The organism is Alteromonas sp. AWQ4_252, from assembly GCF_056158205.1.
Window position 1 is genome coordinate 605,474 of record NZ_JBSWSV010000001.1, and the last position, 13,307, is coordinate 618,780.

General features: G+C 48.9%; 14 protein-coding genes. 9 read left to right on the forward strand and 5 right to left on the reverse strand.

Features of this window, described 5'->3' with window-relative positions; translation table 11 throughout:
• Positions 1–61: 61 nt before the first annotated feature.
• Together ACXACM_RS02630 and ACXACM_RS02635 are read right to left on the reverse strand one after the other, a co-directional pair.
• Positions 62–595, reverse strand: a complete 534-nt coding sequence (locus tag ACXACM_RS02630; RefSeq protein ID WP_474819606.1) for a nuclear transport factor 2 family protein — start codon at positions 593–595, stop codon at positions 62–64.
• Between the two features lie 29 nt (positions 596–624).
• The gene (locus ACXACM_RS02635) at positions 625–1,851 is read right to left on the reverse strand and encodes an MFS transporter (protein ID WP_474819607.1); all 1,227 of its coding nucleotides are present in this window, start codon (positions 1,849–1,851) and stop codon (positions 625–627) included.
• A gap of 341 nt (positions 1,852–2,192) precedes the next feature.
• Between ACXACM_RS02635 and ACXACM_RS02640 the strand changes: the two genes are divergently transcribed.
• The 8 genes from ACXACM_RS02640 to ACXACM_RS02675 all read left to right on the forward strand — a co-directional run bounded on the left by ACXACM_RS02640 (position 2,193) and on the right by ACXACM_RS02675 (position 9,572).
• Entirely contained in the window at positions 2,193–3,344 is a 1,152-nt protein-coding gene (locus tag ACXACM_RS02640; protein WP_474819608.1) for an alpha/beta hydrolase family protein, read from the forward strand.
• Positions 3,345–3,528: 184 nt separating this feature from the next.
• Complete coding sequence (locus ACXACM_RS02645) at positions 3,529–4,461, forward strand: VOC family protein (protein ID WP_474819609.1); 933 nt, start codon at positions 3,529–3,531, stop codon at positions 4,459–4,461.
• On the forward strand, positions 4,445–4,825 hold the full coding sequence (locus ACXACM_RS02650) for a Rieske (2Fe-2S) protein (RefSeq protein ID WP_474819611.1): 381 nt from the start codon (positions 4,445–4,447) through the stop codon (positions 4,823–4,825). The genes ACXACM_RS02645 and ACXACM_RS02650 overlap by 17 nt, the downstream gene beginning before the upstream one ends.
• Before the next feature lie 2 nt (positions 4,826–4,827).
• A complete protein-coding gene (locus ACXACM_RS02655) occupies positions 4,828–5,955 on the forward strand; it encodes an FAD-dependent oxidoreductase (protein WP_474819612.1) in 1,128 nt (375 codons plus the stop codon).
• Positions 5,956–6,066: 111 nt separating this feature from the next.
• Complete coding sequence (locus ACXACM_RS02660; protein WP_474819614.1) at positions 6,067–6,981, forward strand: LysR family transcriptional regulator; 915 nt, start codon at positions 6,067–6,069, stop codon at positions 6,979–6,981.
• Positions 6,982–7,091: 110 nt separating this feature from the next.
• A complete protein-coding gene (locus tag ACXACM_RS02665) occupies positions 7,092–7,835 on the forward strand; it encodes an SDR family NAD(P)-dependent oxidoreductase (RefSeq protein WP_474819615.1) in 744 nt (247 codons plus the stop codon).
• A 10-nt stretch (positions 7,836–7,845) separates the two neighbouring features.
• A complete protein-coding gene (locus ACXACM_RS02670; RefSeq protein ID WP_474819616.1) occupies positions 7,846–8,823 on the forward strand; it encodes a fumarylacetoacetate hydrolase family protein in 978 nt (325 codons plus the stop codon).
• Positions 8,820–9,572, forward strand: coding sequence for an SDR family NAD(P)-dependent oxidoreductase (locus ACXACM_RS02675; RefSeq protein WP_474819618.1), 753 nt, complete (start codon positions 8,820–8,822; stop codon positions 9,570–9,572). The genes ACXACM_RS02670 and ACXACM_RS02675 overlap by 4 nt, the downstream gene beginning before the upstream one ends.
• A 121-nt stretch (positions 9,573–9,693) precedes the next feature.
• On the opposite strand, the gene ACXACM_RS02680 is transcribed toward ACXACM_RS02675, so the two are convergent.
• The 3 genes from ACXACM_RS02680 to ACXACM_RS02690 are packed head-to-tail and all read right to left on the reverse strand — an operon-like array spanning position 9,694 to position 12,219.
• Positions 9,694–9,858, reverse strand: a complete 165-nt coding sequence (locus ACXACM_RS02680; RefSeq protein WP_474819619.1) for a hypothetical protein — start codon at positions 9,856–9,858, stop codon at positions 9,694–9,696.
• A gap of 3 nt (positions 9,859–9,861) precedes the next feature.
• On the reverse strand, positions 9,862–11,715 hold the full coding sequence (locus tag ACXACM_RS02685; RefSeq protein ID WP_474819620.1) for a phytoene desaturase family protein: 1,854 nt from the start codon (positions 11,713–11,715) through the stop codon (positions 9,862–9,864).
• 12 nt (positions 11,716–11,727) lie between these two features.
• Positions 11,728–12,219, reverse strand: coding sequence for a cupin domain-containing protein (locus ACXACM_RS02690; protein ID WP_474819622.1), 492 nt, complete (start codon positions 12,217–12,219; stop codon positions 11,728–11,730).
• A 237-nt stretch (positions 12,220–12,456) separates the two neighbouring features.
• On the opposite strand from ACXACM_RS02690, the gene ACXACM_RS02695 reads away from it, so the two are divergent.
• On the forward strand, positions 12,457–13,251 hold the full coding sequence (locus tag ACXACM_RS02695; protein ID WP_474819623.1) for an SDR family NAD(P)-dependent oxidoreductase: 795 nt from the start codon (positions 12,457–12,459) through the stop codon (positions 13,249–13,251).
• Positions 13,252–13,307 lie beyond the last annotated feature (56 nt).

The window sequence follows — 13,307 nt, forward strand, 5'->3', positions numbered from 1 at the left end:
AGAGAAAAGGGCGACCTGTTATTGAGGTCGCCCGGAGGTAAAGTAAGGTTTATTTTATTTGCTAGTGAGGAGAACCCAGTGAGCGTGTTTTCCCATCAGTTGTATATGTAAAATCCAAATAAGATACCGTTAGCTTTTTTATTTTTCCGAGATGATTAATTTTATAAATAATGGACCCGTAGTAGTCAAAAGCATCACCTTTTTTAATTTTACCGAACGGTGAATTTTCATCATCCCGCATGACGGTAAAGTGAGCGTGCAGATCAACAGCAAGGGTATCGCCGTCAAAAACAAATTCATTCACAGTTAAGTCTTCTTTCATCAATGACCAAAGTCCGTGATAGTGTTTTTTCACCGCCGGTATACCTTCTAATACCAGCCCTCCATTTATATACACAATATCGTCAGAAAAATAAGCTTCAAATGCCTGAGGATTTTTCTCATTGAACAGTTTTATGTAATGCATATAACTGGCTTTATTTCTTATACCGAACGTAGGTAAATCTTCGTCAGCAATCATTTCCATGGCTCCAGAAAACACAGGAAATATAGAAAATACCGCCAGAAAAAATACTACCTTAATTTTATTAAACATTATCACTTCCTTTATATTATCGAGTCTAATCACGCGCCATTTTTGATGGCAGAATTAATTCCACTATTTTTTTTGGGTAACGTGACTATTGAGATAACAAACATAGCCAGCGCTACTCCGGCGAATACTTTAAAGCTTTCCAGGTGACTGCCATTTGCCAGATTCGCGAGCACCCAGGCAAAGACGAGTGTGGTTACGAATTGACCAGTGGCAAACGTAGATTGCCAAATACCAGCTCCCCGGGCCCGAACAGCGTGACCCAGCGGTTTAACGGCCCAGGTAAGCATAGTGGGAAGCAGCATGCCGGCACCAAACTGGTTCAGAAACCCGGCAGCGACGAACACTTTATAGTCAGGTGCAATGGCCATCGAGAAGAAACCCAGCGCCAGAATGCCAAATTCGAGTGCGATAAGATTTTTAAGGCCCAGCCACTGATGTATGTAACGATAGGCAATTGCTCCCATAGGCACGCCGATACTGGCGAATGACAGTAACCATCCGGTGATAGCTGAATTATCTATATCGAACTCACCCAGTGCTGCAGCCATCTGAAATTGGAGCAGGTAAAAAAGAATACCGCCGATTAAAGTAAAACCGCACACGGTGCCCATGTGCCCCCAAGGAAAACGCTTTGTATGCTCAGTAACGTGAGCTTCAGATTCCACTTCTTCATCTGACTGAGAGCCGGTTTCCCACGTAAACAAAATTGTCATTACCGCTAAAGGCAAGCTAAGCGCGTACAATGCGAAAGGTCCTTTCCAACCATAGGTGGCACCAAGGTATCCTGCGAGAGGAAACAGACACATAGCAGTGAGAGAGGCAACGGCAGCCTGACTTCCTAACCATTTATTCCTGTCATCGCCCTTGAAATAATCCCCGATTAACGTTGTGGAACACGTCATCAAAAACGCTTCACAGACTCCAACCAGTAACCTGGAGCCGAAAACCATCCAGTAACTATCAAGAAATAAGGGAGATACGCCACAAACCGCGTAAACGAACATGCTTGCAATAAGCAATTGACGGCGTCCGACTTTATCAGCGATATAACCAGCCAGGGGAGCTCCAAGTGCGATGCACAACGCTGGTAGAGAAAGAAGTAGAGGTACCCAATAGTTTGCATTTTCGATATGACCGAATGCCTGCATGAGCTGCGGCACGATAGGAGCGAGAAGCACAGACCCCATGGTACTAAGGGTGATGGGTAATATTAGCACGATGCCCTGAAGGGTACCGGCTCTGCGAGCGTTAATCATGGATATGCCTTTTGTAGCTTTAAGTTATTAATTACCAGCCAGTCGAAAAAATGCGCGACAATATCTTCAATAGCATGTGCGCAGGCGAACTATTCAGAACAAGACTAACTGCAGTATCAGTGTGCCGACAAATTCGCCTTACGAATAAGCTTCATATAAATAACAAATTAATAACAATCCAAACAGCAAGAACTGAATATTTACAATGCTGATAATGTCATTCCGAATAATCGATAGGGTCTTAATTGTGTTTGTAAGTTTCGATGAGTAATCATAGTGCAAATAACTACTGACCAATTAGCCACGACACGTACCAATCGCTGTCGATACAGGAGCACGACATGTTTGAACCGTTCAAAGGAAATTACGTCTGGAATCTTCAGGTTAATCTCGCCCTTGCATGCGGAGGGAATCACGGCGAAGTAGATGCCGCCTGTCGTCCTATTTTTGAGGCCGCCGCCAACGGTGAAGATGCGGGTACAGAGTTACTTTTTGACAGCTGGATTGCTGTGGCGAAGCAGGTCGAAGAGAACGCCCGCAAAGATGAAGAAGAAGGCTATTTGTTGTCTGCCGGAACAAAGTACGCCCGCGCATCCGGTTACTATCTGTCTGCCGAACGCATGCAATCCAGAGATTATGCTCCGCGTTGGGAAGCCTACGACAAAGGCCTGGCGCTGTACCGTAAGCACGTCGAGTGCAGCGGTTTACATGTGGATTTTGTGGATATTCCTTATGAAGGCACGTCTTACCCCGCTATTTTCGTTCACGATGGCAGCGGCATTAAGCGCCCGGCGCTGGTTTCGGTAAATGGCCTGGACTCAATGAAAGAACAGGTGAACATGGCAGGTCATGGTAAATCTAACCTCGACCGGGGCATGTACACTTTGTTTGTCGATCAGCCTGGTACCGGTGAAGCACTGCGTAAACGTGGCCTGACTGCAGTGTACGATACAGAAAAATGGGCAACACCGGCATTCGACTATCTGGCATCCCGTGATGATGTGGATGAGAACCGAATAGGTATTTTTGGCCTTTCTCTGGGTGGCTATTATGCGCCACGCGCGGCTGCGAACGAACCTCGATTTGCACTGTGCGCAGTAATGGGCGCTAACCATGTTTGGGGCCAGAGACAAAAAGAGCGTATGGAGCGTGAAGGCGAGAATCCAGTGCCACACTACTGGGATCACGTGCTGTGGGTATGGGGGAAGGAAAACCTCGATGACTTTATGGCCTATATGCCAAAAGTCACTTTGGATGGCCAGATCGAAAAAATGAAAATGCCGTTTCTTATTACGCATGGAGAAGGTGATCGCCAGATACCAGTAAGCAACGCTTATCGATCCTACGAGCAGGCAGTAAATTCAGTTAACCGTCATCTGCGAATATTCACAACCAAAGACTTTGAAATAGAACACTGTGGCGCAGACAACGGCACCGGCATGCGGGATTATGTTGCCGACTGGTGTGCAGCAGAATTTGAGAAAATGAAGTAACTTCTTTTAAACTGAGCATCAAAAAGCACACTGGAATCCTCGCCGGTGTGCGCGTTCAATCTATCTCACCAATTGTTTATTTCCTGTATCTGAGTTGTAAATAACCTTCATCCAATCAAGCAATTTCCAACTCCTCACCCACCTCTCTACACTACTTTTAAGTAAAAGAAATAATGGATTTACCATGAATATAGTTGGTTTAGACGAGCTGGTATTCGGTGTTGACGACGTACAGGCTTGTTGTCAGTACCTCACCGATTACGGCCTTGTTCCTGTAGGTGTATCTGATGAAGGTGGGCGCTTCGAAGGACAGGACGGCACGGCTGTTATCATCAGGCACAAAGATGATGAATTTCTGCCTGCACCGTTACCTACTGCATCAATGCTGAGACAAACCGTGTATGGCGTAGACAACCAGACCACACTGGATGCCATCAGAGCAGAACTGAGCACCGACCGTGAAGTGATCACCGGTGAGGATGGTAGCCTGACTACCGTGGACAACAGCGGTTTTGCGCTGAAATTTCAAATCACTTGTCGTAAGGCGTTTACCGGAAAAAATGAGCAGATTAATTCTCCGGGTTTTGCACCACAGCGTCCGGTTAATGAACCGGGGGCAGATGACAGCTACGACATCATTCCTGCCAGCTTGTCCCACGTCGTCTACTTCGTTCCGAATATTAAAGAGGCAGAGTCGTTCTACATCGACAGGCTCGGTTTCCGGGTTGCCGATCGTTTCACCCAGTTAGGGCCGTTCCTGCGCCCGCAGGGAACCCTTGATCACCACTCACTGTTTCTTATCGATACCCCGTCGCATATGCAGGGTTGTGAGCATTTCACGTTCCACCTGGCCGGGCCGAACGAGCTGTTGCTGGCGGGCAAACGGTTTCAGGATAAAGGCTACGAAACTTTCTGGGGTCCGGGCCGGCATATATTTGGCTCAAACTATTTTTGGTACTTCAACAGCCCCATGGGCGTGCATGTTGAATATGATGCAGACATGGACTTGCATGATGACAGCTGGACGCCACGGGAAGCCATGGCCAGCGCAGATACGTCGCAAATTTTCAATTTCACACTCATGAAAAATTGGATGCCCGGTGGCGATCCGCACTGATGGCATCACCCTGTGTGCGCTGGAGGATATTGTGCTGAATACCAGTAAAGGCTTCAGCACCGGCGCACAGCAGACAGCGTCTATTTTTGTAGTGAGAACCGGCCATAGCAGTATTGCTGCTTTTCGCAACAGTTGTCCGCACAAGGGCTACGAACATGCGTCCATGGCCTGGAAAAAAGATGCTTTTCTGGACGGGTCTGGCCAGTTCATTAAATGCGGCTCACACGGCGCCCTGTTCGAACGCGACACCGGTTTATGTATTTCCGGCCCCTGTAAAGGGAGTCACTTAACGCCGGTACAGGTAGAAATAAACAGTCACGGGAATCTCGTCTGGTACCCCGACTCAGAAACAAAAAGAGCATGAACATGACATCATCAGTAAATAAAGTGCTAATTGTCGGTGGCGGCTTCACCGGTATGTCCACAGCCATTCTGCTAAGTAAACAAGGAATAGAAGTACACCTTGTTGAACTGGACAAAAAATGGAAGACAGACGGGGCCGGTATCACTGTTAGCGGTCCGTCACTGCGTGCCATAGAGCAAATTGGTCTGATTGACGAATTTCGTCGACACGGTGCTATTTGCCAGAACGTCGACATGCTCACTGCTGACGGTACTTTCCTGCGGCAAATTGTTACTCCTGCCGTGCCCGGCTCAAGTATTACCGGTGGCGGCGGCATCATGCGCCCGGTACTTGCCGGTATTCTGGCTGAAAAAGTGCAGCAAAGCGGCGTGCATGTACACCTTGGCTGCACCTACGAAACACTGTCTGAGCAGGAAGACGGCATTAAAGCCATGCTGACAGATGGCTCTGAACATGTGTTTGACATGGTACTGGCCGCAGATGGTGTATTTTCTAAAACCCGTGAACAGTATTTTGCCGGAGCACCGGTGCCTCAGTATACCGGTCAGGTGGTGTGGCGCGCGGTGGTGGAACGCCACGGCCTGGAACGTCCGGCATTGTTTTACGGTAGCAATGGTAAACTCGGTTTTACCCCGGTGTCATCCACCCATATGTACCTGAATTACACCGAACAACGGCCGCAAAAGTCCCGCATCGCTGATGAAGAACTGCTGCCTTACCTGCAAAACTTGATTGCGCCTTTTACTGCACCGGTAATTGAAGCAGTGAAAGCGGAACTCTCTGAATCATCCAGCATTCTGGCACGTCCTCTGGAAGGCATGATTCTGCCCCGCTCCTGGTTTAAAGGCCGGATATTGCTGATGGGGGATGCGGTTCATGCCACAACTCCCCATCTGGCCTCAGGCGCAGGGATGGGCCACGAAGATGCAGTTGTGATAGCCGATGAAATTGCATCAGGGGGAACGGTAGAAGAGATCTTCACCCGCTTCGAGAATCGCCGCTGGCCACGTTGCAGTATGATTGTGAATAATTCCCGGCGACTGGGTGAAATCGAGCAAACCGGAGGCTCAAAAGTAGAGCATATTCAGGTTATGGCGTTAACCATGAGCGCATTAATGGCACCCATTTAATAGTCGCTTATCAGAAATACGAGAGCCTTAAGTAAAGTATTTTCTTCTTTCTTGTAATCATATAGTTAAAAAATGATAATGGTGCTTTAGGGCTTTCATGCAGGTTTTCTCATGCGTTTAAACAGACTCGATCTCAATTTACTGGTGGCACTGGATGCCTTGCTGACCGAACGAAGTATTACGCTGGCAGCTGAACGTATTTGCTTAAGTCAGCCTGCCACAAGTGGTGCACTTGCGCGGTTGCGGGAGTTTTTCAATGACGAATTACTGGTACGGGTGGGTGCAAAAATGCAACCGACGCCATTAGGTGAGAGCCTCGCTGAGCCTGTTCACAATATCCTTTTACAAATTCAAGCCACCGTTGATCGCGGTGTAACCTTTGACCCGTTCACCTGTAACAGAAAATTCAAATTTATCGCTGGCGACTACAGTAGTACGGTATTGCTTACCGCGGTAGCTAAGCAGATTAATTCACTTGCCCCGGGTATTCAGTTTGAGTTTTTTATTCCGAGCAATAAGCCTGCAGAAGTTTTAGACCGGGCGGAAGTAGACTTCATGATCATGCCGATGTCGATAAAAGTTGATCATCATCCATGCGAGGAATTATTTTCTGAAAAATTTGTATCCATTGCATGTGAGCAGAATGAAGCAGTTCATGAAAATATGACACTGGACGAATTTTTGAGCCTTGGCCACGTCACTGTGAAGTTCGGCACGAGTCGCGTTACCAGTCAGGATCAAGTACTCATGAGAGATAAATGGGGAAGAGAACCCAAAGTAGAGATTATCACATCAACTTTTAATGCGATTCCTCAATTTTTACCCGGCACAGCGCGCGTTGCAACTGTTTATCAACATCTTGCTGAGCACTGGCAGGCACTCATCCCCATCAAAACCGTTCCGCTTCCGGAGCCTTTACCTGAGATATCGTGGGCATTGCAATGGCATAAATACCGGGATCACGATCCGGCGCTAATCTGGTTGAGAGAACAGATTATAGCTACCGCACGAGAGACTTTTGCCTGACATCACTGCCGGATTATTGGCAAAACAAATAGTCCGGCTTTACCGAATCAAATATTCCGCCTCAGGTGTGTCTGTTACACTTTATTCACAATTTTTTGTGGAGAAAGAAAATGCCGGGACATCAAAACAGAATTGCCGTTATTACGGGCGCCGCCGGTGCATTAGGGCGGGAATTCGCTCTCGCCCTGGCATCACGGGGATGCGATATCGCTATAGCGGACATTCAGGATGCCTCTGCCGTAGTGGCAGAAATTCGTGCCACCGGTCAGCGGGGTTACAGTGAAATTGTTGACCTGTCAGACGCTAAACAAGTTTCGCGGTTCGCTGATAACGTACTCAGTGAATTCGGTCAGGTAGATATTCTTGTTAATAACGCGGCTTTTATGCCGGTAACACCGCTGGCTGAACTTGATTTAGCAACGTTCAGAAAATTTGAAGCCATTAATGTTGAAGCGGCATTCATTCTGGGCAAAACCTTCGGCATGGGTATGGCAGAAAGGGGTTACGGACGCATCGTTCAAATCGCTTCCAGCACCACCGGCACGGCTATGCCTGGGTTTTCAGCTTACGTGACAACCAAAATGGCGGGTATCGGTCTGACCCGCGCACTTGCAGCGGAATTCAGTTCTTCAGGGGTCAGAGTCAATGCCCTTTCGCCCGGACTTACCCGTACGCCGGAATCAGCGAAAAACCTGCCCCCGCAGTTATTCGATAACGTGAAAAATAACCTGCAACTGATTAAACAAACCGAAGAGCCTCAGGATTTAACCGGCGCACTGTTGTTCCTGACATCCGAAGAATGCGGCTTTGTTACCGGACAAACGATTAACTGCGATGGCGGTGTTAACTTTTAAGGAGAATGCTATGAAACTGGCAACACTGAAAAACGGTACCCGTGACGGAACCCTTGTAGTGGTATCCCGTGATTTAACCCGGGCAGCAGACGTTTCCCATATTGCTAAGACCATGCAACTGGCACTGGAAAACTGGGACGCGGTGCTTGCTGATCTCACCGCCGTTTACGACAAGCTCAATGATAATGCGGTTTCAGGCGCATTTACGTTTAACCCTCAGGATGCTATGGCTCCCCTGCCCCGCTGCCACCAGTTCATTGATGCCTCGGCATTTTTAAACCATGGCAACATTATGGAAAAGGCCTTTGATCTGGATGTGAAGAAAGATCCGAACATCCCTATTCTTATTCAGCGTCAGAGCGATGACTTTATGGGCCCCTGTGAAGATTATGCTTTCCCTTCCGAAGAAGATAACGCCGATTTTGAAGGGGAATTTGCGGTGATTACCGGCGATATTCCTATGGGGGCGTCCGCCTCTGAAGCGCTGGATAAGGTAAAACTGGTCACCATTTTAAATGACATGAGCATGCGTAAGCATCTTTTCCGTGAATTACAAATGGGCTTCGGCTTTATATTGGCAAAGCCGGCGACGGTGTTTGCACCGGTGGCGGTTACCCCGGATGAACTGGGTGATGACTGGAAAGACGGACGTGTGCACCTGAACATGGAAGTGAGCCGCAATGGGGAATGGTTTGGTCACCCTAATGGCGGCGAAATGGACTTTTCTTTCGGGCAAATCCTTCAGCACATTACGTATAACCGCAACATCAAGGCCGGTATGATTTTAGGTTCGGGAACGGTATCTAGTAAAGACTGGAAAGAAACAGGATCGGCCTGTCTGGCAGAGCGTCGGGCACTGGACATACTGGAATTTGGTGAAGTGAAAACCGATTTTCTAAAATACGGTGAATCCCTCAGCTTCGACGTGAAAGATCACCTGGGTCAGAGCGTATTCGGCAAAATTGACCACACCATGGTAAAACCATGACCGCTAATGTCGCTTCCCTGTTCAGCGTTGAGAACAAACGCGTGGTGGTGACAGGTGCACTGGGCGGGATTGGCAGTGCCGTTGCCCGCCTTTTTCTTGAGGCTGGTGCAAAGCTTATTCTGGCCGACCGTGAGCACAGTTTCCCGGACACGCCGCCCGGCACAGTGTATATTCCTGCGGATTTCAGTGCTGAAGGCGGTGCTAGTGCACTCATTCAGCATATTCAGAATGCGCCGGTAGATATTGTTATTCACACTGCCGGCATTGAAGGTCATGTGGGAAGCATGGACGACTGCGCTGAGGCCGACTGGTTGCGCACCATGAGAATTAATCTGCTGTCAGCCCAGTTGCTGTCTGCTGCAGCTGTAAAATGTATGCAGCAGCGGGGGGGCGGCAGGCTGATCTACGTGGGCAGTATTGCAGGCAAACGGGGTACATCGGCCTTGGGGCTGTATTCGGTCACAAAGGCCGGGCTGTCTCAACTTGCCCGCAACTACGCAGTACAACAAGGTAAATATGGCATTACTGCCAATTGTATTTGCCCTGGCCTGATAGATACGCCGTTATCAAAACATCTGCAGGCCGACGCGGCGTTTATGACCAAACGTATGCAGCAAACACCCCTTAACCGCCTTGGCACAACAGATGAAATCGCCGCTACCGCACTTTATCTGGCCAGTGCTGCCGGTGGCTTCACAACAGGTCAGGATATTGTGGTGGACGGGGGAACGCTGATCTCAGATTGTTAGCTGTTACCTGCCGGAAATAACGGTATAGCCTTACTGTTATCATATGAAGCTAATTAAAAAACCCCGCTACAGAAAGACTGTCGCGGGGTTTTAAGTGTTGTACTACGGGTAATGTGCATGCTCAATATGGCCGAATGCCTGCACAAGCAACGGCATGAGTCGCGCTAACAACCCGGCCCTCATCACGGCGAAGTGTAACAGGAAGGATCAGATTTCTCGTATCGTACCAGCCTTTCTGGTGACCATGCTGCGTTTTCCCGGAGCCTATCCGTAGTAGAATTGTCATTGTTTAGTCTTTGCTGAACAGCATTTTTACGATTGTCATGAACTTCGCCGGAGATAGCGCCATCTTAGCGGCTCTGCGTAAATCTCCGGGCCCCAGGCGGGCAGTCAGTGGCATGGTGCCGAAGGTTTTACCCCGCACCACCAACTCATCATCTGTTGTATCAATGCTGTCCACCGTCATCAGTTCAGCATCGTTTTCGTCGAACAGTCGCACCGCACCGTCAGCCGGCGCCTGTGTTCTGGCTTTCACGGTACTTTTGGATTTACTTTCGCCGGTCTGGAACGTGCTATCAAAGTCCATACCCAAATCTTCGAACATCACCATGGCAGCGGCGCGCCCGGCCCCCACCACACCACCGGCAGGCGGCATTGACGGGCCAACCAGATACAGTGAATCGATTCCCGGCACCTTAAACTGACCAAGATCCGGCGTAGGACGGTGTCCTACACTTTGGTAGAAATAAGGCGCCACACCGTGAACATCACCTTCTACCATGGAGTTCGGCGAGTTTCTTTCCAAATCCAGTGGCGTGTAGAATTTGTGGGCGATGATATTATCGCTGTTAAGGTTCGACACAAACTTGCCTTGTTGCTTCTGCCGCTCTTCACCGTAAGCTTCACGAATTTCATCCCAGCGGCTGCTGCCACCTTCAAGAAGATTGAATGGTGCAAAGCCGGTGCTGTGCCACATGCCGGCGCCTTCCGGTACACGGGAGGGATCCGTTTTAGACTCATCGTTACCCGCAGAAAACATCATGTCGGTCAGCTCCCCCCGCTTTACAGCATCAAAGTCACGCTGCATATCCGCCATGGATTCATGCTGACAAAGGGTAAGCATAATGGCTTTTTCCACGTCTTTTTCTACAGTACGAAATTGTATGGGTTCGCGAAGATCGTAGTGAGCAACAAACAAACTGAACGCCGCCAGACTGGCATTTTCAGCACGCTTGAGTACGGGTTCAGATACGCCATCAACAAACTGACGGATTTTGTGGGGATGCATGGAGCCGATGACAGCGTCACGGGCCATGATTTTCTCGCCAGTGACCAGCTCAACGCCTTTGGCTTTACCGCCTGACACCAGGATGCGCTTGATTTCGCTGTTGTAGCGAATTTCGCCCCCGGTAGCTTCGATAGCTCTCACCATAGATTCTGACAATTTACCTGAGCCACCCCAGGGTTGGGCTACGCCGTAGGTGTGCATGAGCGCCGTAAACATCACAGTACCCATGCCAGTGCCCAGCTCATCGGGTAACTGCAGGTTTTCAGACACCGCACGGGCAATGTGCATTTTGATTTTATCGTGAGTAAACCAAGTGTTGATGATATCCATGCTGCTGCGTTGCATCATGTCCATCATCACGCGGCCTTCTTCACTGCTGTCCAACATTGCCATCAGCGCGCCCAGAGGAGGCTGAGGTTTGTACATACCCGGCATAATCATCGGCAGCATGCTTTGGCCCAATTCTACAAAGCGACGGTAAGCGTCAGCATCACGCTGAGAAATTTTTGCCATACCTTGGCAGGTTTTATCCAAATCTTTGTAGGTCATCAGCGCCGTCTGGTCGGCAAAAATAGTGGCGTGAGGTACGTCTGAATATTTGTAATCCATGCCGTACTTTTTAAATAAATCCAGTTCATCATTGGTGATAAGCGGGTTCGCCTGAATCATAATATGCACACTGGAGTGCAAATCGTGGTGGTAACCCGGGGTCAGAATTTGCTGGGTGGCAGCACCGCCACCTGCGTAGTCATGGCGCTCCAGCAGCAATACTTTCTTTCCGGCTTTTGCCAGATACCCGCATGTTGTCAGGCTGTTATGGCCTGCGCCCATTGCGATTACGTCAAAATCAGCCATTTTTTATTCCTTTTAAGGGTGGATTTCCGGCAAAGGTTCACCGTTAATTTCGACCGCAGTTGCTTCTGTGAGTACAAAAACAATACGGCATACTTCGTTCTCAGACGGATTCCGCCATAAATGGATAGTACCCCGCTGTACTACGATATCACCGGCATGAAGCAGGGTTGTATTGCCATCATCCAATTCAAGTTCCAACTGGCCCTGCATCACAATGCCATAGTCCAGACTGTTGGTGCGATGAAAGGGCGACGCCGATTGCGGCAGCATATCCACCACACGGATCACAGAACCGCCGTTCAATGTGAGTCCGGCATCACGGTTGCGACCGTCAGTTTCATCATTGTTTTCCACCGGTAAATCAGGTGCTGTCCAGACAAGTGTAAACTCGGCATCACCACTGGGAATTAGTTTTGTTTCAAAAGCCTGATCGTCTTTGAAAATCGATCTGCCATTCTCATTGTGCCCCGTTACCACACGGCGTACATCTTTAAGTCGTCCCATCGCTAACCTTCATCTGAACATTTATATATTATGACTCAAAGTGTACTTACAGGCTGTACGCGCACAAATCGGTTATGCAGATATCGCACATTCCAATAACAAATGATTCACAAAACCGGCCCCGTTTGCCTGTGACATCACACTATCTGTAATGGGAATTCAGCTCATCAGCAACGCAAATTTTCAAATTTTCGCAACATTTTTTACACTTAATTTAACTATTACAGGGGAAAGTATATGCATAACGAAAGTACCAGCATTTCTGAACAAAACGGCCGTCTGGCAGGGAAAACTGCACTTGTTACAGGCATTGGCGATGGCATCGGTAAAGGTTGCGCTCTCATGTTCGCCAGACAGGGCGCAACGGTTATTGGCACAGATATAAATGAAGAAGCGGCCTTGCGCACTGTAGAGGAAGCGCAGGCACAAGGTTTGTCTCTGCAGTTCGCGTGCCCCGCTGACCTCACCGATGAAGATGACATTACCAATTTGCGTGAAAGAGTGACGACCTTAACCGGTTCCCTAAATATCATCGTCAATGCAGCAGCTACTGCTGTGTTTAAGTGGATAGAGGATATGACCTATGCAGACTGGCAACTAACCTTAAAAGCAGAGTTGGACTCGGTATATCTGGTCACCCGGGCATTCTGGCCACATTTGAAAGCATCCGGATCCGGTTCTGTGATTAATTTTGCTTCGGCCAACGCTTACCAGGCATTAAAAGGCTCTGGCGCACTGGCGCACTGTGCGGGCAAAGGAGGTGTGTTGGCAATGACCCGCCAACTGGCGATGGAAGGTGGCCCTCATGGTGTTCGGGCAAATACTATATCACCCGGGCTCATTGTAACCGGCGCCACAGCTCCGGTGATTGACGATGAAGAGTTCCTCAGTAATGTCATGGCAAAAAACATGCTGGGCCGCTTAGGCAAGCCGGAAGACATTGCCTGGTGCGCCACCTATCTTGCCAGTGACGAAGCCAGCTTTGTCACCGGTGCAGATTTTTCTATTGATGCCGGGGCCATTGCCTGGTAAGTGTCGTCTGGCGAATAGCGGACAAACATTGCCCGTATAACCCGCCAATAAAAAAC